We start from the raw sequence: 22,206 nt of genomic DNA on the forward strand, positions 1-22,206 counted from the left end.
GAGGATTTGCGACGATGAAGATCATTGCCTGCGGCAGCGTGCCGACGATTGTTGCGCCGGAAAAATACTTCACTGGCCGGGTTTTGCAGACGCCGATCATCGAGAAAGAGGCGCCGGCGCGGCTCAGAGCCACGCTGGTCAGCTTCGAGCCCGGCGCCCGCACCCACTGGCACACGCATCCGCTCGGCCAGACGCTCTATGTCACATCCGGTGCCGGTCTCGTGCAAAGCTGGGGCGGGCCGCTGCAGGAGATCAGGGCCGGCGACGTCATCTCCTTTGCGGCCGGCGAAAAGCACTGGCACGGCGCCGCGCCCAAATCGGCGATGACCCACATCGCCATGCAGGAGGCGCTCGAGGGTGCGCATGTCGATTGGCTGGAGAAGGTGAACGACGAGCAGTATGGCGGCTGAAACGTCTCAGACCAGCGCGGCGGTAAAGCGCTGGATGCGCGTGCAGGCCTCTTCGAGCAGAGCCTCCGACGTGGCGTAGGAGATGCGGAAGTTCGGGCCGAGGCCAAAGGCCGAGCCGAAAACAACCGCCACGCCCTCGGCCTCGAGCAGTTCCGAGCAGAAGGTTTCGTCGCTGTCGATCACCTTGCCGTTCTTGGTCTTCCTGCCGATCAGCTGGGCACAGGAGGGATAGACGTAGAACGCACCCTCCGGCGATGGGCAGGTGATGCCGCGCGCCTGGTTGAGCATCGAGACGACGAGATCGCGCCGGCCCTGGAAGATCGCCTTGTTCTTCGGGATGAAATCCTGCGGGCCGTTCAGCGCTTCGACCGCCGCCCATTGGGCGATGGTGCAGGCGCCGGAGGTCTGCTGGCCCTGGATCATGTCCATCGCCTTGATCAGCGGCACCGGGCCTGCCGCGTAGCCGATGCGCCAGCCGGTCATGGCATAGGCCTTTGACACGCCGTTCATCGTCAGCGTGCGCTCATAGAGCTTCGGCTCGACCTCGGCGATGGTCTTGAAGACGAAGTCGCCATAAGTCAGGTGCTCGTACATGTCGTCGGTCAGCACCCAGACATGCGGGTGCTTCAACAGCACGTCGGCCAGGCCCTTGAGCTCCGCCTCGGTATAGGCGGCGCCCGAGGGGTTGGACGGCGAGTTCATCAACAGCCATTTGGTGCGCGGCGTGATCGCCTTTTCCAGCACGGTCGCCGTCAGCTTGAAGCCGTTGTCGATGGAGGTGTCGGCAAAGGCCGAGGTGCCGCCGCAGATCGCCACCATTTCGGGATAGCTCACCCAGTAGGGCCGCGGGATGATCACCTCGTCGCCGGGATTCAGCGTCGCCATGAAAGCGTTGAACAGGATCTGCTTGCCGCCGGTGCCGACGATGGTCTGCTCCGGCCGGTAGTCGAGATTGTTCTCGCGCTTGAATTTTTTCGCGATCGCATCGCGCAGCGGCACGATGCCGGATACTGGCGGATACTTCGTCTCGCCTCGGCGGATGGCCTCGATCGCGGCGTTCTTGATGTTGTCGGGGGTGTCGAAGTCCGGTTCGCCGGCGCCCAGCCCGATCACGTCGCGGCCGGCGTTTTTCAGCTCGCGCGCCTTCTGCGTCACCGCGATGGTCGCGGAAGGCTTTACGCGGGAAAGGACGTCGGCAAGAAAGGCCATGACAGATATCTCCAGAAAGGACCGGCGGGCGAAGGCGCTGCGGCGCCTCTCATGTCGCATCATCTGGTCAAGCGCAAGCCCAGCGCAGGCATTGTCGAATGAGCCAGCGCGCAATGCTGGCAACAATAAATTCATCAACGATCGGTAAAAGCTTGAACGGCAGGACCGTGGCCGGTCCGCCAGTCTCGCATAGCGAGGAACCGTGACACGCAGCATCGGGCTTGCCCATATCATCCGCCATGATGACGGCACCGCCAGCGGTGTCTGGGGGGTCTATACGCTGCAAAGCGCGTTCCAGCCGATCTTCGCCTTCAACAAGGGCAAGCTTTCCGTCGTCGCGTTCGAGGGGCTGATCCGGCCGTTCCGCGAAGGCGAGCCGCAGCCGCCAATGAGTTTCTTCAACAGCTGTCCGGCGGTCGACCGCCTGCATATCGAGGCGCTGACACGGACGCTGCACCTTCTGAACGCCGGCGCCTGCCTGCCGCGAGACGCCTCCATCTTCATCAATTTCGATCCATCGGTGTTCACCGACCGCAGCATCGCCGACAAGGCGCTGCGCGAAATGCGGCTGGTGCTGCACGAGGCCGACATCGATCCGCGCCGCGTCGTCTGCGAGGTCACCGAACAGAAATCTGCGTCGCAGGAAACGCTCTACAATTTCGTCGAGGCGCTCAGGGGCAATGGTTTGCGCATTGCCGTCGACGATTACGGCGCCGACGAATCCGACATCAATCGCATCAAGGAACTCAGGCCAGACATCGTCAAGTTCGACGCCGACTGGATCATGACGCTGATGGAATCCGGTGCCGGCTTCGCCTTGCTGACCGCCATGGTGACCAGCTTCGAAGAGCAAGGCATCCGTACGGTATTCGAGGGCATCGAGACGGGCTGGCAGCTCGAGCTCGCCGAAAAGTCGGGCGCCTCGATGGTGCAAGGCTTCGTGCTGGCACGCCCGGAGCTTGCACCGACCAGCTTTCACGTCTTCGACAAGGCCGGGCAGGCATCAGCGGTGTCGCCCGATAAGGACAAAGTGCCTACGGCCGTTTCGACCTCGCGGCGGCCGATGCGGGCTTTCGGGCGCAGGGTGGCATCGTGACCGGGCGGGCCGACATGCGGCGCAAAGTCGGCGAAGCGATCTTTGCCGACGAGGTCGGCATCGAATATGGCGTCTACGGCGCATTTCGGCTGAGGAGCGCCTATCAGCCGGTCTTCGCGCCGCGCGGCAGGCTTCTCGCCGCCGTCGCGGTCGAGGGACTGATCGAGCCGCACCGCGCAGGCAGGCCGGTGGCGCCGCAAATCTTCTTCGAAGGTGTGCCGGCAGCGGATCGGCTGTTTGTCGAAACCATGTGCCGGGTGCTGCATTTGCGCAACTTCCGCAACATCGGCGTCGACGGGCTCGACCTGTTCTTCAATTACAATCCGCTGATCAACGATGACCCCGCACGGGCGCTGGCCGAAATCAGGCTGATGACCAGGCATCTGGCGGATTTCGGCCTGCATCCCGGCATGCTGGTCTGCGAGATCACCGAACAGGCGGCCGGCGACAAGGTGCTTGTCAGCCTGGCGCGCGAGATGCGGCGCGACGGCGTCCGCATCGCCATCGACGATTTCGGCACCGGGCATTCGACCGAAGAAAGGGTAGCGCTGGTGCAGCCCGACATCGTCAAGATTGACGGCACCTGGTTCGCAGAATTCTGCCGCCATGCCGCCGCCGAGCGGTTTTTCCGGCCGCTGGTTTCGACGCTGCACGACCGTGGCGCCAAGGTGCTGGTCGAAGGCGTCGAGAACGCCACGCATCTGCGCGTCGCGCTGGATGGCGGCGTCGACCTGCTGCAGGGCTTTTACCTTGCCCGGCCGGCGCTGGCCGGTACGCTGTTCGACGAGGAGCCGCTGTCGATCGACAGGCTGCTTGGCAGGGACAACAACGTCATCCCCCTATTCGGCTAGGATATATCGAGATTCAAGTGATGCCGGCCTGCGAACGGCGGTTTCCTGCGCTTCCGGTGCTCACGTACCCAAAGTACGCTCCGCTCCGGTTCTCGGAACCCACCCTTCTCGGCTCGGCCTGACTTGAATCTCGATATATCCTGAAATGCATCAGCGGCGCTGATGCTTACGCCAAAACAAATCACTGGATGAAGCCGCCGCTGCCGCGATAGAGGCTGGATCAAGCCCTGAGACGGGTGGTTGCGAGCAAGGGGGAGCACCGATGATACTCTATGGAATGATCGACAGCGGCAATTGCTACAAGCCGCGCCTGTTGATGGCCAAGCTCGGCATCGCTTTCACCAATGTCGAGGTCAGCTCGCACACCGGCGACACGCGCAAGCCCGACTATGTCGCGAAAAACCCGAACGCCATGGTGCCGCTGCTCGAACTCGACGACGGCCGGCGGCTGGCCGAATCCAATGCCATCCTGCTCTATCTCGCCGAAGGCACGCGGTTTCTGCCGGCGGACAGATACGAACGCGCGCTGGCCTATCAGTGGCTGTTCTTCGAGCAATACAGCCACGAGCCTTATATCGCCGTGCGCAGGGCGCTGCTGACCTTCCCCGAAAGAGCCAAGGACGCAACGCCCGAGCGGCTGGCGCTGACGCTGGAGCGCGGCAACAAGGCGCTTGGCGTCATGGACAAGCACCTGGCCGGGAGCACGTTCTTTGCCGGCAATGCGCTCAGCGTCGCCGACATCGCGCTCTATGCCTATACGCACACGGCCGAGACGGGCGGGTTTCAGCTCGACGCCTATCCGGCGGTGGCCGCCTGGCTGAAAAGGGTCGAGGCCGACCCGGGGCATGTGCCGCTGGAGTGGCTGCCTTAGTCACGCTTCTCGGCGCTTCGCGGCTCGCTCCGGAGGTCGGGCTTGCGGCCCTCGGCCGATGACGTGAATGGTCGCGCGGCTATTTCAGCAGGCGATCATATTCGGAATGGGTGCCTATCCAGAACCAGACCACGTCATCGTGGTCGCGAACAGCCACGGCGCGGTAGTTGATATCAACCCGCGCCGACCAGTAGCGCCCGACCTGTTTGAAATGCAACGACGGGTGGAACGGGTCAGAATTCAGTTTGGCGAAACGTCTGTTCGCCTTTGCTCTGATTAACGAGGGCAGTTTTGCGTAGGCCTCCCAAAACGAGGGAGTAGCAAAATGATTCACAGAGGCCGGGTCCGGCCGGCGCGATGATCAGCCAAGGCCTGCTCGGCAAGCTTGTCCAGCCTGCCGCCCTTGGCGTCGGCTTCGATCTGCCGGTCCCACATGTCGGCCTGCAGCGCCTCGAACCATGCGGCAAACGCTCTCAGCTCTTCGGGGCTTAGTTCGGCAACGGATTTCTCAATCTGTTCAAGCTTGCTCATGAATTAATAGTACCACATTGGGCCAAAAACACCACAAAGTGGGACTATAGGCCCAAGGCAGCGGTTCACTGGAATCCAGACAGCAAAAAGGCGGGACAAAATCCCGCCTTCCCATGCTTGGTAGCCTGATCGGGAGCGCTTTGGCCGGGCCGGCAGCAATCTGCTGCTTCGGCTTGTCGGGGTCTTTCGCTCCGGCGCGCTTCTCGCGCGACCGCCAGTACATCCGTGACTTGCCGCGCGCCCCGGGCTATCGCCCGGCGCGCGCCATTCGCAAAATCAGGCTGCCTTGCTCAGAGATCCAGCGGACGACTTGCCAGTGCGGCGGTCCTGCTCGATCTCGAAGTTGATCTTCTGGCCTTCAACCAGGGTCGACAGTCCAGCACGCTCGACTGCGGAGATGTGAACGAAAACGTCCGCGCCGCCGCTGTCAGGCTGAATGAAGCCGAAACCCTTGGTGGAATTAAACCACTTGACCGTACCTGTTGCCATTTCGATAGTCCTTTACGTTTGCTTTAGTTTGACTGGGCCGAAACCCAGCCGGTTTGTATCGAGATTTTGGAGATAGAACGTCAGCAAACGCGAATATCGCGAGGCCCGGATCGATCGGCCGAAATATCAATGGACCGCATATAATATGCCTTCGCGCAAAAAACAAGACGGGGCGGAAAATGGCGCGGCGGCAACGCTGCCCAACGGCCGCCCCAATCGCGTGAGAGCGTCGTCGCTGCGCGCCTGACCCGGGAGGATCGCGCCGGCTTCGGGCGCGACCGGGTTTTGGGGAGAGGGACATGAAAATCGTTCTGCTTGCCGCTTGCCTGACGCTGGTGGCCGCCGAGGCGCAGGCGGGCTCGCGCTACGACCCGACCCGCATGAGCTGCGGCAAGGTGCAGGCGACGATCGCGCGCGAGGGCGCGGTCATCCTGCGTTACAGATCGGCGCGCGTGCCGGGGCTGGCGCTCTACGACCGCTACGTGCGGAGCCAGCAATTCTGCGACATCGGCGAGGTCAGGGCGCGGGCCTCGGTGCCGAGCGCCGACACGAATTCCTGCACCGTCTACAAATGCAAGCGGGTGGAGATCGACCGGCGTTTTCGCCGGCGCCTGCTTCCGGATTAGAGTGGGACGAAATGGTGCGCCGGGTGCCGGCCTCGCCTGAATATCAGCACCACTAAAACCCGAACGACACCTGCGCCGGGGGCGGCGGGCCGACGCGTACGCCTTCCATTGCCAGCATCTTTTCTTTGGTGGCCGAGCCGCCGGCCGCGGAAAATCCGCCGATCTTGCCGCCGGCGGCAAGGATGCGGTGACAGGGGATGACCAGCGGCACCGGGTTGGCGCCGAGTGCGGCACCGGTTTCGCGCGCCAGCCCGGCATGGCCGGCGCGCTTGGCCAGTTCGCCATAGGTGGTGGTTTCGCCGAAGGCGAGTTTTCGCGCCGCGTCATAGATCGCCTGGCGGAACTCGTCGACGCCGCTGAGATCGACCGGCACGTTGGAGAAATCTATATCCTCGCCGGCGGCATAGGCCTTGATCGACGCGATCAGCTCGGCAACCCATTGCGGCTCGGGCTTCGCAGGCTGGTCGGCGGCGGCATGGCGCAGCAGCCGGCGCTCGACCGCGTCGCGATTGCGCTGCGGCAGGCAGAGCCGGGTCAGTCCGGCATCGCTCCAGGCGATGCCCATGAAGCCGAGCACGGTTTCGAAGACCGCGTGGCCGGCGGTGGCATGAGAGGCGTGCATGGCGTGCTCCTTTCCGGAATCCTTCGAAGTACAAATCCAGAACAATATCGCATTTCGCGGCCCGGCTCGCCACCCGAAAACCACCGGCTACCGCGGATTGCCCGAGGAAAGATGCTGGTGTAAGGACTTCTTAACACCCGACGAACCGGACCCGAGCGCCGCTTGCCAGCAAAATTCCTCTTTCCCGTCCTTGCGGCGGTGTTGGCCGTGGCCGCTCTCAGCGGTTGCACCCCGACTTCGCCGGTGACCCCGACGCCAGCCTTCACCGAAAATACGGCCAATACCGATGCCGGCTTTACGTTGGCGCTGCCTGACACGGTTTCGGTCCTGCCGGAGCCGTCCGGCGTCGCCCAGACAGCGGCGCTGCCGATCGAGCCGGCCGCCGCCTTTGCCGGGCCGACGCCGCTGGCGGCAAGTACCCCCGCCGTCATGACCGCCAACGCCCTGCCTGTTACCGCGACGCCAGCCGTCGCCATGCCGGTCAGCCAACAGACCGAGGCCATGCCCGGCGTTCAGCCGGTTTCCTACACGCTGCCGCAGGACCCGGCCGCTCTGGCCGCGACCGACCCCACCGAGGGTCAGTCCAACGCCGGCGGCCGCAGCGAGATCGAGCGGCTGATCGAGAAATATTCCGCGCTTTATCAGGTGCCGGTCGATCTGGTGCGCAGCGTCGTCAACCGCGAGAGCACGTTCAACCCGAAAGCCTACAATCACGGCCATTGGGGGCTGATGCAGATCAAGCACGCGACGGCGCGCGGCATGGGCTATGACGGGCCGGCAAGCGGCCTGTTCGATGCCGAGACCAATTTGAAATATGCGGTGAAATATCTGCGCGGCGCCTGGCTGGTCTCAGGCGGCAACCCTAAGCGCGCCGACCGGCTCTACCAGAGCGGCTATTATTACGACGCCAAGCGCAAAGGCCTGTTGGGCGAAACCGGCCTCGGCAGCGATAGCCTGCGCCGCCGCATGCAGCCCGATGCCTGAGCCGCGCCCACCGGCGCCAAACGACATCCGCCTGCGCAAGATCTTCGACGACACGCTTCTGGCGCCGCGCTGGCCCGAAGGTTTTTTCATGCGCGGCTTCGAAGCCGCCGATGCACTCGCTTTGCATACGCTGTTGACCGCGGTGTTCGACGACGGCGCCGACGGGCCGTTCGACGAATGGTGGCCGCGCATTTCGGCTGATGCGGAATTCGACCCAGCTTTGTGTTTCCTGGTCATCGACGGCAAGGGCCGGCTGGCGGGCGCGGCGCTCTGCTGGACGCGGGCTTTCGTCAAGGACCTTGCCGTCCACCCCGAGGCACGCGGCAAGGGCATCGCCGAGGCGCTGATGCGCCACGCGTTTGCGGTGTTTCAGGCAAGGGGCGCGGCGCATGTCGATCTCAAGACCAATACGGTGGAGAACGCGGCTGCGGTCAGGCTCTACGAACGGCTGGGGATGTTCGAAGTCGATTGGGCGGGGTGAGGGGTCGGGGCAAGCGGGCGCTCGATCGTAGAAGTCGGCGCCGCCCCTCATCTGCCTGCCGGCATCTTCTCCCCGTAGAGGGACGGGGAGAAGGGGGCTGGCGGCAAACTCAGCTCCCTTTCTTCAACTCTGGAGATTGGCGAAATCCTTGGCGAAGGCACCTTTCTCCCCGTCACTATACGGGGAGAAATGCCCGGCAGGGCAATGAGGGGCAGCGCACACCTCATGTGATTTGACGCTGCCGCGCGCTGACCTACCCTCTAATGCCGAACCGAGGAGACGAGCGATGCAGTCACCTTTCAACCGAAGCGTCATGCTGGCAGCGGCGGTGATCCTTGCCGCCGCCACCGCAGCCTATGCCCATCACGGCTGGTCGTGGACGCAGGACGGATTTTTCGAACTCAAGGGCAAGATCACGGCCATCTATATCGGCAATCCGCACGCCACGCTGGACGTCGATGCCGAGGGAGAGGCCTGGCGGGTGGAGATGGCGACGCCGTCCCGCACGATCGCCGCCGGCTTTACCGAGGAGGTCGCCAAGATCGGCGACGAAGTGACCGCGATCGGCAACCGCTCGCGCGACGAAAACGAAAAACGCATGAAGGCAGTGCGCGTCATCGTCGGCGGCAAAACCTATGATGTCTATCCCGACCGCGTGCCGCCGGCCTGAATGGACGGGTTTTTTGCCGGCATCGAGCAGCTCGCTATGGTGCGGGGACTAAAGGCCTCGTTCGTCGCCTACCCCATCATCAATGCACTGCACATTATGTCGATCGGCGCGCTGCTCACCAGCGTCTGGCTCATGGATCTCAGGATCCTCGGCGCCTTCCGCTCGCTGCCGCAGACGGCGTTCGTGGCGCTGCTGCGCCGTACCGCATTTGCCGCGTTCGGCGGTGCGCTTGTCACGGGGTCGCTGCTCTTTTCAGTCAGGGCGAGCGAGTATGCGGCGATGCCAATCTTCCTCGCCAAGATGGGGCTCATCCTGCTTGCCGGCGCCAACTTCCTCGCCTTCATGCGGCGCGCAAAAGGCGGTGAGGAGCCGGTCGATGGGGCCGCGACCATGCTGGCTGTGCTCTCGCTGATGCTGTGGACGGCCGTGCTTTTCGCGGGACGGTTTATTGGATTTCTCGGCTGAGGTGAGGGTTGGCGCTGGCGTTCCTTGAGGCGCGAGATGGGTGCGCAGCGAACGCAGCGGTGTCAGCGTGATCCCCGCCGGCGCGCAGCTTCGTGCCGCCGGCTTCATGGCCGATGGAGTTCGATATTGAGATCGAGTGTCGCGGTGGCGTGAGGGGGGAGCGTCGCCTCCCACTCTGCTGAAGCTAAGCAAGTTTGAAACACGCTTTGCACTTCGATCCTGCTAGCGAATTGTTCCTTGATGCAAGTACTTGTGTCCAGCCGACATCGGAGGCATTCTCGGCTAAACATGGGAGGGAATAGATGGCAAAGAAACCGGGCAGAATTGGGGAAGCAGATATTGGGTCAGACGTAATCGCGATCATTGATGCTGAACCGCATCGTGAAATTACCACTACCAAACTGATAGCAGAATTACGAAATAGAATACCACTTAGCGCTGAGGATGAAGAACAACTAAATGGTCGAAACGACGATCGCTTTTCTCAGATAGTCCGCAACATAAAATCTCACAAGGACAGTCCCGGTAATCTAATCTATGACGGGCATCTTATTGCCATTAAGGATGGTTTCAGGCGACCTTAGAGAATTTTTGCTTATAACCAGGCTGGAACCATTTCAGTTCTGTGATGCCAGGCGCGCGTTTGTCCCAAACGAACCAAGCATAAGCGGTCGTGCCGGAGCCCGCTTGCACGGCTCCGGCCGGGTAAAATGTAATCCGCTCGCTGAATACCCATACCCTTGATGGCGGGCATTCCGCGAAGATTGTATTCGCGCGGTTCGCACCCTCCAGAAAGGCCAGCCTGAGGAGCAACGCGAACTTGTTCCGCGCAAGCCTTACTCCGGAGCGGACGAAGCTCTCCGCGCTGTTATAGGGCGGATTGGTCACGATATTATCTGCAGGGGTCGTCGCAGTGTTGAAGTCAACGCCTGCTTTGCCGAAGCCTCGGTTGAACAGATCGGAACTGCGAACCGGGTTGCCGCGGCTTTCTAAGACCCGAGACATTGCCCCGTCGCCGCAAGCGCATTCCCATATCTCACCAACGAATTTCTCGTTTTCTATAAGAGCATGCGTGGCCCATCTTGGCGTAGGGAAATAGTCTGGGCCGTTCAGGTCGGCGAAACGCTTCATGGTGGGCTTGAAGCCACCATTCAAATTATAAGTTGCGTCCATAAAATTGCTCCTGAACGGAAGAAATATTAATGGAATCACATGGTTAATAAGTCGTAAAAACCGGGGGTGAGTCAATTTGACTCGCCCTCGGTTCTGGACGCGCCACAGCTAGCTGAGTAGGATTTTCGGGGCAGGCGAGCAGCGTTGACCATATGGTGTGCATCAATTAGTGTGGTGATGCGAGGATTGGAACGCGCATCACCACTGCCGGGCTCCCCGGTTGCTGGCTATGAATGATCAAATCACGCGTAGCCAGGATTTGTTTATGGCGGCTGCATGTGAGGCCTCCTTCGCGTACGTGGAAAGCCGATCGCTAGGACTGCGATCTTTTACGATCGGCGTGTTCTGGGGCATCTTCGGATGCCCCATTCTCGTTCAAGCTAGGATCAGACGCCAATATCCAGCGACCATCTTCTTCTCTGTAGAGGATTCCATCGCCCTTTAGCCGTGATAGTTGTGGGCTTAGGCTAGATCTGGCGAAAGTTGTGCCAAGCTTGTTGTTGATGATTTCCAGCAGTTCGTTTGTAGTCAGCCCACCTGTTGCTTCTCTGAGGACTTGGACAGCGGCTTCCTTCATAGTGGGAGGCGCCTGCCTTTCTGCCAATTCCTCAGAAGTCGCAAGATTTACATTTGCTGCTGTCGCAGCCCTTTCGATTTGATCAATCTCCTCCTCGATGGACGCTAGCCGACGTCGCGTTTCCGCGAGCGCTCTGATCAGCTCTCTGTGCCTTCGAGCGAGGAGTTCATGTAGCGAAGCCATGGTCAGATCTTATGTCAAGTCTGATGTAGTTGCAAGATAAAAGTGGACTCGAGTCATAGTTAACGAGTCCTTGCGGTTTCTTGCCTCAAAAGGTGGTTGGCATAGCCCTTGCTACGCGCAGTAGCTGCTTCACCCAACAAAAGTCGGGCGAGTCATAGTTAACGAGTCCTGAATGAGGGTCAGCAAGATGCGTCAGAACGACGCACTCTATTTTAAGAGCTAAGCGTCAGCGGGACAGCGCCCCCCTCTGGCCTGCCGGCCATCTCCCCCACAAGGAGGGAGATTGGCTAATCGCCTACGCGAAGTACTCCTGCAGCGGCCTCACTTCCAAGCTCCCCGCCTTCAGCGCGGCAATCGCCTCGGCCACCGCGGCGGCCCCCGAGAGCGTGGTGTAATACGGCACCTTCTGCATCAGCGTCGCGCGGCGCAGCGATTTTGAGTCCGACACCGCCTTCTGGCCGTCCGTGGTGTTGAAGACGATCTGCACCTGGCGGTTGCGGATGGCGTCCTCGATGTGCGGGCGGCCTTCCAGCACCTTGTTTATCTTCTCCGCCGCGACGCCGTTTTCGGCGAGGAAGCGGGCGGTGCCGGAGGTGGCGAGCACTTTAAAACCCTGGCCGGCAAGGCGCTTCACTGCCGGCAATATGCCCTTCTTGTCCTCGTCGCGCACCGAGACGAACAGCGTGCCCGCGCGGGGGAGATCAACACCCGCCCCGAGCTGGCTCTTGGCGAAGGCCAGCGCGAAGTCGCGGTCGAGGCCCATGACCTCGCCGGTCGAGCGCATTTCCGGGCCGAGTAATATGTCGACGCCGGGGAAGCGGGCGAACGGGAACACCGCTTCCTTGACCGCGATGTGGCCGGGATTGCGCGGGTCGGGCATGGCGCCGTAATGGGCGAAGGCGTCTTCCAGGCTTTCGCCGGCCATGATGCGGGCAGCAATCTTCGCGATCGGCCGGCCGATGGTCTTGGCGACGAAGGGCACGGTGCGCGACGCCCGCGGGTTGACCTCCAGCACATAGACGGTGCCGTCCTTGATCGCGTACTGCACGTTCATCAGCCCGCCGACATTGAGCGCGCGGGCAAGTGCTGCCGTCTGGCGCTCCAGCTCGTCGACCAGCTCGGAGGGCAGCGAGTGCACCGGCAGCGAACAGGCCGAGTCGCCCGAATGGATGCCGGCCTCCTCGATGTGCTCCAATATGCCGGAGACGTAGGTCGACCTGCCGTCGCAAAGGCAATCGACGTCGACCTCGATGGCGCCCGACAGATAGGTATCGAACAGAAGCGGGTTCTTGCCGAGCAGCGTGTTGATCTGGCCGGTCTTGTCGTTGGGGTATTTCTGCTTGATGTCCTCCGGCACCAGGCCGGGCACGGTGTCGAGCAGATAGGATTGCAGCATGCTCTCGTCGTGGATGATCTGCATGGCGCGGCCGCCGAGCACATAGGACGGGCGCACCACCAGCGGGAAGCCGAGCTCGCCGGCGACGAGGCGGGCCTGCTCGACCGAATAGGCGATGCCGTTCTTCGGCTGGCTGAGGCCGAGCTTGTGCAGCAGCTTCTGGAAGCGGTCGCGGTCCTCGGCCAGATCGATCATGTCGGGCGAGGTGCCGAGGATCGGGATGCCGGCCTTCTCCAGCGCATCCGCCAGCTTCAGCGGCGTCTGGCCGCCGAACTGGACGATGACGCCGACGAGCTCGCCGGACGCCTGCTCGGCGCGCAGGATCTCCAACACGTCCTCCGGCGTGAGCGGCTCGAAATAGAGCCGGTCGGAGGTGTCGTAGTCGGTCGACACGGTCTCGGGATTGCAGTTGATCATGATCGCCTCGAAGCCGGCGTCGCGCAGCGCAAAAGCGGCATGGCAGCAGCAATAGTCGAACTCGATGCCCTGGCCGATGCGGTTGGGGCCGCCGCCGAGGATGACGACCTTCTTGCGCGACGAGACCTGCGCCTCGTTGGCGAGCGCGCCGGCAAACGGCACCTCATAGGTCGAATACATGTAGGCGGTGGGCGAGGCGAATTCGGCGGCGCAGGTGTCGATGCGCTTGTAAACCGGATGAACGTCGAGCTTGTCGCGTATCTTCTGGATCTCTTCGACATCCTTCCTGACCAGGGAGGCGAGGCGGGCGTCCGAAAAACCCATCGCCTTCAGCATGCGCAGATTGGCGGCGTCCTCGGGAATTCCGTGCTCGCGGATGCGGGCTTCCATGTCGAGAATGCCGGCGATCTGTTCGAGGAACCACGGGTCGATCTTGCACATCGCGTGCACGTCTTCGAGCGAAGTGCCCATGCGGATCGCTTGCGCCACCATGCGCAGCCGGTCCGGCGTCGGCGTGCCCAAGGCGGCGCGGATGGCGTTGCGGTCGTCGACGTGGCTGGCAGCTGTCGTCCCATGGCCGATGCCGGGGATCTCGATCTCGTCCAGACCGGTCAGGCCGGTCTCCAGCCCGCGCAGCGCCTTCTGCAGCGATTCCCGGAAGGTGCGGCCGATGGCCATGACCTCGCCGACCGACTTCATCGAGGTGGTCAGCACTGGCTCGGCGCCGGGAAACTTCTCGAAGGCAAAGCGCGGGATTTTTGTCACGACATAGTCGATGCTCGGCTCGAACGAGGCCGGCGTTGCTCCGCCGGTGATGTCGTTCTCGAGCTCGTCCAGCGTGTAGCCGACGGCGAGCTTGGCGGCGATCTTGGCGATCGGAAAACCGGTCGCCTTGGAGGCCAGCGCCGACGAGCGCGAGACGCGCGGGTTCATCTCGATCACCACCAGGCGGCCGTCGGCCGGGTTGACGGCGAACTGCACGTTGGAGCCGCCGGTCTCGACGCCGATCTCGCGCAGCACCGCGATCGAGGCGTTGCGCATCATCTGGTATTCCTTGTCGGTCAGCGTCAGCGCAGGGGCGACGGTGATCGAATCGCCCGTATGCACGCCCATCGGGTCGATGTTCTCGATCGAGCAGACGATGATGCAGTTGTCGGCTTTGTCGCGGACAACCTCCATCTCATACTCCTTCCAGCCGAGCACGCTCTCCTCGATCAGCACTTCGGTGGTCGGCGAGGCATCGAGGCCGGACTGGACGATCTCGAAGAATTCGGCGCGGTTGTAGGCGATGCCGCCGCCGGTGCCGCCCATGGTGAAGGACGGGCGGATGATGGCGGGCAGGCCGACATGGTCGAGCGCTTGTGCTGCAATCGCCATGGCATGGCTGATATAGCGCTGCTTGCGGTCGCCTTCGCCGAGGTTCCAGCGCGTTTCCAGAGCATCGAGCGCGGCGTCGAGATTTTCGGGCTTCTCGGCCTTCAGCGCGGCGCGCTCGGCCTCGTGCGTCTTGCGGTCGGCATTCTTGACGTCGGTGGCGTTGGCCAGCATCGACTTCGGCGTTTCCAGGCCGATCCTGTTCATCGCCTCGCGAAACAGCGCGCGGTCCTCGGCCTTGTCGATTGCGGTGGCGTCGGCGCCGATCATCTCGACCTGATAGCGGTCGAGCACGCCCATGCGGCGCAGCGACAGAGCGGTGTTGAGCGCGGTCTGGCCGCCCATGGTCGGCAGCAGCGCGTCCGGCCGCTCCTTGGCGATGATCTTGGCCACCACTTCGGGCGTGATCGGCTCGATGTACGTGGCGTCGGCCAGCTCCGGATCGGTCATGATGGTGGCCGGATTGGAATTGACCAGGATAACGCGAAAACCCTCTTCCTTCAGCGCCTTGCAGGCCTGGGTGCCGGAATAGTCGAATTCGCAGGCCTGACCGATGACGATGGGGCCGGCCCCGATGATCAGGATCGACTTGATGTCGGTGCGTCTTGGCATGTCGAGGGTCCGTTTCGGCGGGCGGCTTGCACAAAAAGCCGGACGGGATGACCCGGCCGGTTGTGCTCGCGATTCTGGTATCAGGCTAGGAGGGCCTTATAGGGAAGAGTTTTGCCGGATGTAACCCCCTAAAATGGCAGTAGGGCAGTAGGGCAGTAGGGCAGTAGGGCAGTAGGGCAGTAGGGCAGTAGGGCAGTAGGGCTGTAGGGCAGTAGGGCAGTAGGGCAGAGGTTCGAGCGCCCTTTAAACATATTGCCCTACTGCCCTACTGCCTTATTCCCCTTATCACTATCCCCCAGCGCCAACTGGTCCGTAATCTCGAAGCGTTCGGAAACGCCGACGCGGATCATGTTCAGGCTGCCTTCGCGGGTGAAGCGGAATTCGCCGGGTGCGTCCGCACCGGCCGGCTTGCCGGCCTTGAAGCTGATGATGCGCGTGCCGCCATCGGGCCAGGTCACGGTCACGTCGGTCTTGTCGCCGGTGCGCACCACGCCTGCCTTGCAGCTGGTCATCGGCTGGCCGAGATAGCGCGCACAGGGGATGGCGTCGCCGGCACCGGGTACCGGTGTCCCCGGCGGCTGAAGCCGCGCAACGGTCTGTGCGTCGGCCGGGGGCGCCGCGTTGGCCGCGCCGAAATTCTGGACGGGACCCAATGCCGCGGGCGGCGATCCATCAACCTGTCCAGTCGTGGGGTTTCCACCGGCCAGGGCCAGGCGGTAAGCATCCTCGATCGCCACCCTGCCGATCGCGTCAGGGGAATTCAGCGGCGTTTCGGGAGCGGTCGCGCCGAGGCGCGTTGTCAGGTCGGGCAGCGGCTGAGGCGCAGGGTTCTCCGCACTGGCCGCCACCTGCGGTGTCACTTGCCGGGGATTGATAGGGTCGAGGTAGCGTGCGGGCGCCCATCCGCTCATCTTCGGGTCATCAATGTCTTCAACCTTGCACCATTTGTAGCCGCTGACGTCGCCGCAGCCGAGATTTTTCACGCTCGAACCACTCGGCAGCCGCGCCTCGATCTTGCCCATGGCCGACGCCGTGGCGCGCACGTTCAGGAGGTCATCCGGAGCGAGACCCGTCACAATCGAGACGATGGGCTCCGGCTCCTGGCCGTTGGCCGGCAACTCCGCCAGGATCAGCGGAGCGGCAATCACCGCAAGCAGCGTCGTCGGGAGTGTTACTGTGCGCCTAATCATCTGCCATGGGCGGTAGGTTCAATTGCCGAAGGCGCGGCCAGGCACGAAAGCGCCATCGCACGCCAGCCGGTTTTTATAGGCGACGAGACGGCGCTGTGTAAGCCCGAAAAGGTGCCGCGTGTTGAATCGCGACCAGGCCACTTCCGTGAACTAACAGCCGGCAAAATATTGCACATTTCATGTAAATATGCACTCTCTCAAGTAAGGTTGAGGAGGGCAATATGGTCGACCTTGAAATATTTGCGCAGGTGGAAAACATAGTTCGCCAGCGTATCAAGAAAACGCGCGCCGAGATTGAGGCTTCACTTGGCCACATCGCCAACGGCAATCCGCTGGCCGCCGAACAGACCCTCTCCAGGCGCCTCGACAGGTTGCAGGTAAAGGCGTCGCTCAGCCGCACCGAAGCGGAGATGATATCGGCAGCGATCGACATGAGGTCTGCCGGGGAAAGAAAGGCCGCCGCCAAGCAGCCAGGGCCGGAGGCAATTCTCGGCCCAACGCTCGATTTCATCGGGGTCGCATTCCTCGAGCGTGGGCGCCGTGCTGCCGATGCGGTTGGCCGCGTTGCCTTTCTCAACGGCAATCCACAAGGATCGGGTTTTCTGGTCGGGCCAAGGCTGTTCCTCACAAACAACCATGTGATTTCGTCGCCGGCGGATTCCCGGCGCTTCCAGGTCCAGTTCGATTATGAGCAGGACGGTGCGAATGCCGTGCGTACGCCGACGACGTTCCTGTTCGATCCTGAATCCTGTTTCGTGACCGATAGCATAGAGGGTCTGGACTATACGCTGATCGGAGTCGGCGAGCGGCGTTCCGGTCCAAAGGAACTGGGGGAGTTCGGTTTTATCTCGCTGTCGGATGCGCGCGACAAGCATATGCTCGGCGAAATCGCCAACATCGTTCAGCATCCCGATGGCCGCTTCAAGGAACTGGTGTTGCGTGAAAACCGGCTGGTGGCCCGCGACGAAACGGTACAAGTGCTGCACTATGTCGCCGACACCGAACAGGGTTCTTCCGGCTCCCCGGTCTTCAACAATGAATGGGAACCTATCGCCCTGCACCATTGGGCCGGCCCGTTCCACGAGGTGACGGGCATAGGTGGCTATGCGCTCGCGCGCGAGATCAACGAAGGCATACGGATCAGCGCCATCGTTGACCATCTGGGTGCTAGAAAGTCCAAGCTGCCGGGCTCCTCGGCATCGGCGGTTTCGCAAGCTCTGGCGATTTGGGCCGGCATGCCGCGCATGATGGACGAGACAGTTCGGCTGAACGCCGATATTCGCGAAGATGTGCCGGACAAGCCGGTGCAGCGGCCGGAACCGGATCGCAATCCGCCGGCGACGAGACACAATGCCGATGGCTCGGTCACCTGGACTTTTCCCGTCGAGATAAATGTCCGGGCGCCGCTGATCGACCGCGACGGAGGCGATGCGAGACGAAACGACGGCAAAGGCCCGGCAAGCGAACCCGGGAAGGTGGCCATCGCCGAGGCCGCGGGTTGGAAAACAGAGGATTTCGACGATCGTGGAGGGTATGAGCCCGGCTTCATACCGGGCTTTGTCCTGGCAATGCCGACGGTTGCCAATTCACCCTACCGGTTGGCCAAAAACCTTCTTGCCAAACCGGGAGAGGACCCACACGAATTGCGCTACCATCATTTTTCGATCTTGATGAACGCCGATCGCAGGCTTGCCTTCGTTACCGCCTGCAATATCGATGGATCCCGCACCAAGGCGGTCAATCGTGAGGACAAGACGGTCATCGAAAACCCGTCGCTTCTCGAATTGGGGGTGGAGTCGATTTCCGGTTCGGAAGCCAGCGATGCTTTCCGGCCGGATCGGCGCATCGATCTTGGCGAGCAGATGACCCAGGAATTCTATTCGAGCCAGAATGTGCCTGGATTTCCCGTCGCAAAATCCAAGGAACGAATCGCTCGAATGTTCCAGAAGGGCCATATTACACTTCGCGGCGACCCCGCATGGGGCGTCGATCAGGAGGCGGTCGCGGCAGAACGCGACACGTTCTTTTATACCAATGCTGCGCCGCAAGTCGGCTTCTTCAATCAAGGAAGCTCGCTTAACCATCCCGGCTCCAAAGGGAAGTTGAGATGGCGCGCGGTAGAAACCTATGTGCTGCGCAACGCCTATACGACGCGAGGCCGTGTCACGGTGTTTGCCGGGCCAGTGTTCGGCGAGGACGATCCTCCCTACCGCTTCGACAGCCATGTTCCGCTGAAGTTCTGGAAGATCGCGCTGTGGTCCGATCAAGCTGGCCTGCGCGCCATCGCGCTGCTGGCGGACCAGAAGCCGGTTTTGGAAGTGATGCCCGAAGCGTTCGGCGAGCGTGCCGAGGCATTCGATGACCCGCTTGAAATTGCCAGGGTATCGGAGTTCCTTTCGACGGTGGCCGAGATTGAAGAGCTGACCGGCCTGAACTTTGGCCAGCAGGTGCGCGACGCCGACATTCGGGCCGGTTCCGAATCCGCCCCAGCACAGACGTTCAACCCAACGCAACTGGCGCCCAAGACGTCACGGCCAAAGGCTTCGGCGACCAAGACTTCGACGTCCAAGACTTTGGCGGCCAAGACTTCGGCGCCCAAGACTTCGGCGGCCAGCGCCCGACTTCCTGCCAAGCGATCGAAGCGATCGGCGTCTGACGACTGAAGCTTGGACCGGTCGCGACTTCTGCCGCTCGAAGGCGGTCATCCGTTCAGCTAGGCATGAGCAAGCTCAGCCTGGGATGAGCAAGCTCAGCCCGGGATGAGCAAGCTCAGCCCGGCATGAAGCCGGTGCGCAGCGCGTGAGCCCATTCGGGCCGTCCCGCGTGCTCGGCCTGATACGCCGCCGCCTCATGGTCATAGTCGACGGCGATGGATTCGAAACGATCGGGATGCAAGTCGACGATGCCGTAGCGGGCGTGCGGCGAACCCTGTTCGGAGACATGCGCCGGCGGGGTTGAATCGTCATAGGCGGGGCAGCCGATGCTGCCCGGGTTGAAGATGACCGGACCGCCGGGAATGCGGACCAGCTCGCTGCGATGGCTGTGGCCGCAAAGCATGATGCGGCAGGCGGGATCGATCGCGCCGAGGCGCCGCTGGATTGCGACCAGCGGCGCGCGCACCAGCCGGCCGTCGACGATCGCGTCAGTCAGGTATTTTTCGTCGTGGTCGGGCCGGGCATGGAAGGCGAGTATGCCGGGCGCGACTTCCAGCGTGAGGGGCAGCGCAAATAGCGCCTCGCGTTGGCCCGCGGTCAGCCGTTCCTGCGCGTAGCGGTCGGACGGCCACATGGTCTCGTCGGCGGTGTCGCGGGCAACGCGGCGGTCGTGATTGCCGCGCACCGTCGGCAGGTCGAGCGTCTCGAGCCGCTCCATGGTCTCGCGCGGCCAGAGCGGGCCGGAAACGCAATCGCCGAGATTGACGATGAGGTCGGCGCCGCCGCGCTGCCGCAGATCATCGAGCACGGCGTCGAGCGCCAGGACATTGCCGTGGATGTCGGCGAGGACGGCAATGCGCATGGCAGGCTCCGTTAATTGGAATGGCTGGAGGGCAGGTGAAACTACTTTGCCCGCCTCGCGAGGCGGGCGAGAGCGGAACCCAGCTTCGGGTCGTTCAGGCGCGGACTTCGATCTCGTGGCCGCCGACCGCCGGCAACGATGCGTCGCCGGCCGCGGCAATAACACTGTCGAGCAGGCCCGGGAAGCGGCGGTCGAGATCGTCACGGCGCAGCGTGATCAGCCGGCTGGTTCCAACCGCCTCGGTGCGGGTGACGCCGGCCTCACGCAGCTTGGCCAGATGGTAGCTCAGATTGGTCTTCGAGCAGAGATCGAGGAACCGGCTGCAATTCAGCGGCACGCCCTCTTTGCTGGCGAGATAGCGCACGATGGCCAGCCGCGTCGGGTCGCCGAGCACGGCAAGCACGTTCGGCAGGCTGATCTGGTCGGCGGTGGGATGGGGCAAGGTCATGCCCAGGAATTAAGCACATTCGGAGCCGATTTCAACGCATCTCCTCTCGTGGCCAATGGACACAGAGTTTCGTCCCGTCGCCCCGTCCTGACACCGGGCTGTCAGGATGGTTCGGCTATTTTGCAGTGGCTTTATTGACATCATGCCCTGTTATGTCCAATTGTTCAATAACCTTTGAACTAAGGAAATTGCCATGGATAAGCGCCTCATCTGGCTTGCGCTCGGATCGTTCACGATTTCGACCGAAGGTTTCGTCATCTCCAGCCTTTTGCCCGATATTGCAAAGGATGCCGCCATCTCCATTCCGCTCGCCGGCACGCTGATCACCGCGTTTGCGCTCGCCTATGCGATCGGCACGCCGATCCTGGCAACGCTGACCGGCGAATGGGACCGGCGCCGCGTCATCCTGTGGACGCTGGTGTTCTTCGTGTTGGGCAACGTCGCCGCGGCGCTAAGCTCCTCCTTCGAATTGCTGTTGATCGCGCGCATCGTCATGGCGCTGTCGTCAGGCTTGTTCGCGGCGACCGCACAGGGAACGGCCGTTGCGCTTGTCGACGATCATCATCGCGCCCGCGCCATTGCCGTGGTCGTCGGCGGCACTACGGTTGCGGTCGCGGTCGGAGCACCGCTCGGCGCGCTCGTTGCGACGGTTGCCGGCTGGCGCGGCACCTTCTTTGCCATTGCCGGCCTTGGTGCGCTCGCCGGCGCGATCCTGTGGTACCGGCTGCCGCGCGGCATCGTCGGCACCAGGCTGCCGCTCCGGATGCGGCTGGCAGCGGCACTTCGCCCCGGCGTCATGCCTATCCTGGTGACGACCATCCTGGCCCTGATCGGCGCCTTCACCGTCTTTGCCTTTGTCGCGCCGCTCGCGATCGAAGGCGGCGGACTGAACCCGATCGCGCTTCCCGGAATGCTGCTCGCTTTCGGCGTTGGCGCGGTCATCGGCAATATCGGCGGCGGGCAGGCCGCCGACCGTTTCGGCGCGACGCGCACCGTCTGCTGGTCGCTGGCGCTGAGTGCCGCCATGCTGGTCACGTTTTCGCTGATCCCGATGTTCCTGCCGCGCGAGATCGCCGGGCCGGCGCTCATGGCCATGATGGTGCCGTGGGGCATCGTCGGCTGGGCGTTCCCGCCGGCGCAGGCCAGCCGTATCATCAAGCTGGCGCCCGATGCCGCGCCCATCGTGCTATCGCTGAACGCTTCGGCGCTCTATCTCGGCGTGGCACTGGGTGCCGTGGTCGGCGCCGCTGTGCTGCGCTATGGCGCACCGGCCGACCTCGGCGTGGTCGCGGCGGCGTTCCCGATCATCGGTCTGGGCGTAGTACTGGCGGGCCATCTGGCGGCGCGTCCGGTAGCGATGCCGGCCGAATGAGGCTGTCAGTGGAGCTTGGCTGCCGGCCGCCGATAATTCAACTCGCGGCCGGCGGTACGTCAAAATCGAGCGCGGCGATTTCGTCCAGCGCCGCTCGCAGGCTTGCCGCCTGCTCCTTTCCAAACATCTCCTCGAAGCGCTGCTGAGCGACTTGCCACAGCTTCAGGGCTTCTTCGAGCTTGATCCGGCCCTGCGATGTCAGCCTGACGCGCCTGATGCGGCGGTCGACAGGGTCGGCGAAGGTCTCGATATAGCCGTCCCGGATCAGTGGCTTCAGAGTATGACCGAGGGCCGACAGGTCCATGACGAGGGCAGCGGCAATGGCACCCATCGTCGGTTCGTCGCCGATGTGGATCTGGTATAGCAGGCCCTGCTGCGTGGCCTTCAGGCCCGAGGGCGCGAGCACATCATCATAGAACTGGCCGAGTTTTCGGGTCGCACGGCGCAACACGGCGTTGTTGCAAAGCGCCAGGCCGGGCAGGGTGGTTTGGGACATTGGCGGATTTCCGATGAGGGGACCGGAAGGAACCCCTCGATGCGAACCAGAAATAGTCCTTGCCCCGCCGATTGACAAGATGATGGTATATGCCTATTTTAAAACAGTGGCATATACCATTAATTGATGATCTGCCAGTCGAAGCAA

Annotated in this window: 24 protein-coding genes; 12 read left to right on the forward strand and 12 right to left on the reverse strand. The window is 62.7% G+C overall.

The window, feature by feature from the left end; genetic code table 11:
- The first annotated feature begins 14 nt into the window (after positions 1-14).
- Positions 15-410, forward strand: coding sequence for a (R)-mandelonitrile lyase (locus NKH04_RS11660; RefSeq protein WP_352683825.1), 396 nt, complete (start codon positions 15-17; stop codon positions 408-410).
- A 6-nt stretch (positions 411-416) separates the two neighbouring features.
- On the opposite strand, the gene NKH04_RS11665 is transcribed toward NKH04_RS11660, so the two are convergent.
- The gene (locus tag NKH04_RS11665) at positions 417-1,619 is read right to left on the reverse strand and encodes a pyridoxal phosphate-dependent aminotransferase (RefSeq protein WP_352923682.1); all 1,203 of its coding nucleotides are present in this window, start codon (positions 1,617-1,619) and stop codon (positions 417-419) included.
- A 202-nt stretch (positions 1,620-1,821) separates the two neighbouring features.
- Between NKH04_RS11665 and NKH04_RS11670 the strand changes: the two genes are divergently transcribed.
- From NKH04_RS11670 to NKH04_RS11680, 3 genes are all read left to right on the forward strand, one after another.
- The gene (locus NKH04_RS11670; protein ID WP_352774799.1) at positions 1,822-2,715 is read left to right on the forward strand and encodes an EAL domain-containing protein; all 894 of its coding nucleotides are present in this window, start codon (positions 1,822-1,824) and stop codon (positions 2,713-2,715) included.
- 14 nt (positions 2,716-2,729) lie between these two features.
- Positions 2,730-3,566 carry an EAL domain-containing protein gene (locus NKH04_RS11675; RefSeq protein ID WP_352923687.1) on the forward strand — a complete coding sequence of 279 codons (837 nt, stop codon included), beginning with the start codon at positions 2,730-2,732 and terminating at the stop codon, positions 3,564-3,566.
- Between the two features lie 262 nt (positions 3,567-3,828).
- Positions 3,829-4,437 (forward strand): glutathione S-transferase family protein, encoded by a 609-nt coding sequence (locus tag NKH04_RS11680; RefSeq protein WP_352705351.1) that lies wholly within the window; start codon positions 3,829-3,831, stop codon positions 4,435-4,437.
- Between the two features lie 79 nt (positions 4,438-4,516).
- On the opposite strand, the gene NKH04_RS11685 is transcribed toward NKH04_RS11680, so the two are convergent.
- From NKH04_RS11685 to NKH04_RS11695, 3 genes are all read right to left on the reverse strand, one after another.
- Positions 4,517-4,771: a type II toxin-antitoxin system RelE family toxin gene (locus tag NKH04_RS11685; protein WP_352616729.1), complete on the reverse strand. Its 255-nt coding sequence runs from the start codon at positions 4,769-4,771 to the stop codon at positions 4,517-4,519.
- The gene (locus tag NKH04_RS11690; protein ID WP_352475039.1) at positions 4,768-4,968 is read right to left on the reverse strand and encodes a hypothetical protein; all 201 of its coding nucleotides are present in this window, start codon (positions 4,966-4,968) and stop codon (positions 4,768-4,770) included. The genes NKH04_RS11685 and NKH04_RS11690 overlap by 4 nt, the downstream gene beginning before the upstream one ends.
- Before the next feature lie 276 nt (positions 4,969-5,244).
- Positions 5,245-5,457 carry a cold-shock protein gene (locus tag NKH04_RS11695; protein ID WP_023678332.1) on the reverse strand — a complete coding sequence of 71 codons (213 nt, stop codon included), beginning with the start codon at positions 5,455-5,457 and terminating at the stop codon, positions 5,245-5,247.
- Positions 5,458-5,756: 299 nt separating this feature from the next.
- On the opposite strand from NKH04_RS11695, the gene NKH04_RS11700 reads away from it, so the two are divergent.
- Positions 5,757-6,083, forward strand: a complete 327-nt coding sequence (locus tag NKH04_RS11700; protein ID WP_352772958.1) for a hypothetical protein — start codon at positions 5,757-5,759, stop codon at positions 6,081-6,083.
- A 52-nt stretch (positions 6,084-6,135) separates the two neighbouring features.
- Here NKH04_RS11700 and NKH04_RS11705 read toward each other — a convergent pair whose 3' ends face one another.
- The gene (locus NKH04_RS11705) at positions 6,136-6,705 is read right to left on the reverse strand and encodes a methylated-DNA--[protein]-cysteine S-methyltransferase (protein ID WP_352923675.1); all 570 of its coding nucleotides are present in this window, start codon (positions 6,703-6,705) and stop codon (positions 6,136-6,138) included.
- A gap of 243 nt (positions 6,706-6,948) precedes the next feature.
- On the opposite strand from NKH04_RS11705, the gene NKH04_RS11710 reads away from it, so the two are divergent.
- The 5 genes from NKH04_RS11710 to NKH04_RS11730 all read left to right on the forward strand — a co-directional run bounded on the left by NKH04_RS11710 (position 6,949) and on the right by NKH04_RS11730 (position 9,889).
- Positions 6,949-7,689 carry a transglycosylase SLT domain-containing protein gene (locus NKH04_RS11710; RefSeq protein WP_353044353.1) on the forward strand — a complete coding sequence of 247 codons (741 nt, stop codon included), beginning with the start codon at positions 6,949-6,951 and terminating at the stop codon, positions 7,687-7,689.
- Positions 7,682-8,170, forward strand: coding sequence for a GNAT family N-acetyltransferase (locus tag NKH04_RS11715; protein WP_352969019.1), 489 nt, complete (start codon positions 7,682-7,684; stop codon positions 8,168-8,170). Before NKH04_RS11710 ends, NKH04_RS11715 begins: the two co-directional genes overlap by 8 nt.
- A gap of 286 nt (positions 8,171-8,456) precedes the next feature.
- Positions 8,457-8,840, forward strand: a complete 384-nt coding sequence (locus NKH04_RS11720; RefSeq protein WP_352772968.1) for a DUF6152 family protein — start codon at positions 8,457-8,459, stop codon at positions 8,838-8,840.
- Positions 8,841-9,305, forward strand: coding sequence for a DUF6644 family protein (locus NKH04_RS11725; protein WP_352923667.1), 465 nt, complete (start codon positions 8,841-8,843; stop codon positions 9,303-9,305).
- A 302-nt stretch (positions 9,306-9,607) separates the two neighbouring features.
- Positions 9,608-9,889: a hypothetical protein gene (locus NKH04_RS11730; protein WP_352923665.1), complete on the forward strand. Its 282-nt coding sequence runs from the start codon at positions 9,608-9,610 to the stop codon at positions 9,887-9,889.
- Here NKH04_RS11730 and NKH04_RS11735 read toward each other — a convergent pair.
- The 4 genes from NKH04_RS11735 to NKH04_RS11750 form a co-directional block, all read right to left on the reverse strand.
- A complete protein-coding gene (locus NKH04_RS11735) occupies positions 9,876-10,478 on the reverse strand; it encodes a hypothetical protein (protein ID WP_352923662.1) in 603 nt (200 codons plus the stop codon). The genes NKH04_RS11730 and NKH04_RS11735 overlap by 14 nt on opposite strands.
- Positions 10,479-10,791: 313 nt before the next feature.
- Positions 10,792-11,055: an HTH domain-containing protein gene (locus NKH04_RS11740; RefSeq protein WP_352923660.1), complete on the reverse strand. Its 264-nt coding sequence runs from the start codon at positions 11,053-11,055 to the stop codon at positions 10,792-10,794.
- Positions 11,056-11,533: 478 nt separating this feature from the next.
- On the reverse strand, positions 11,534-15,037 hold the full coding sequence (gene carB, locus NKH04_RS11745; protein WP_352923658.1) for a carbamoyl-phosphate synthase large subunit: 3,504 nt from the start codon (positions 15,035-15,037) through the stop codon (positions 11,534-11,536).
- Between the two features lie 257 nt (positions 15,038-15,294).
- Positions 15,295-16,185 (reverse strand): SH3 domain-containing protein, encoded by an 891-nt coding sequence (locus NKH04_RS11750; protein WP_352922863.1) that lies wholly within the window; start codon positions 16,183-16,185, stop codon positions 15,295-15,297.
- A gap of 263 nt (positions 16,186-16,448) precedes the next feature.
- On the opposite strand from NKH04_RS11750, the gene NKH04_RS11755 reads away from it, so the two are divergent.
- Complete coding sequence (locus NKH04_RS11755; RefSeq protein ID WP_352969025.1) at positions 16,449-18,890, forward strand: DNA/RNA non-specific endonuclease; 2,442 nt, start codon at positions 16,449-16,451, stop codon at positions 18,888-18,890.
- A gap of 106 nt (positions 18,891-18,996) precedes the next feature.
- Here NKH04_RS11755 and NKH04_RS11760 read toward each other — a convergent pair whose 3' ends face one another.
- Positions 18,997-19,743: a metallophosphoesterase family protein gene (locus NKH04_RS11760; RefSeq protein WP_352922857.1), complete on the reverse strand. Its 747-nt coding sequence runs from the start codon at positions 19,741-19,743 to the stop codon at positions 18,997-18,999.
- A gap of 94 nt (positions 19,744-19,837) precedes the next feature.
- Positions 19,838-20,191: an ArsR/SmtB family transcription factor gene (locus NKH04_RS11765; protein ID WP_352457526.1), complete on the reverse strand. Its 354-nt coding sequence runs from the start codon at positions 20,189-20,191 to the stop codon at positions 19,838-19,840.
- 193 nt (positions 20,192-20,384) lie between these two features.
- Between NKH04_RS11765 and NKH04_RS11770 the strand changes: the two genes are divergently transcribed.
- Positions 20,385-21,563: an MFS transporter gene (locus NKH04_RS11770; RefSeq protein ID WP_352922854.1), complete on the forward strand. Its 1,179-nt coding sequence runs from the start codon at positions 20,385-20,387 to the stop codon at positions 21,561-21,563.
- Between the two features lie 37 nt (positions 21,564-21,600).
- Here the strand turns inward: NKH04_RS11770 and NKH04_RS11775 are convergent, their stop codons facing one another.
- Positions 21,601-22,059, reverse strand: a complete 459-nt coding sequence (locus NKH04_RS11775; RefSeq protein WP_352683599.1) for a MarR family winged helix-turn-helix transcriptional regulator — start codon at positions 22,057-22,059, stop codon at positions 21,601-21,603.
- Positions 22,060-22,206: the final 147 nt, after the last annotated feature.

Origin of the sequence: Mesorhizobium sp. M1365 (assembly GCF_040317865.1) — a bacterium.
In the GTDB taxonomy this organism is placed as follows: Bacteria; Pseudomonadota; Alphaproteobacteria; order Rhizobiales; family Rhizobiaceae; genus Mesorhizobium.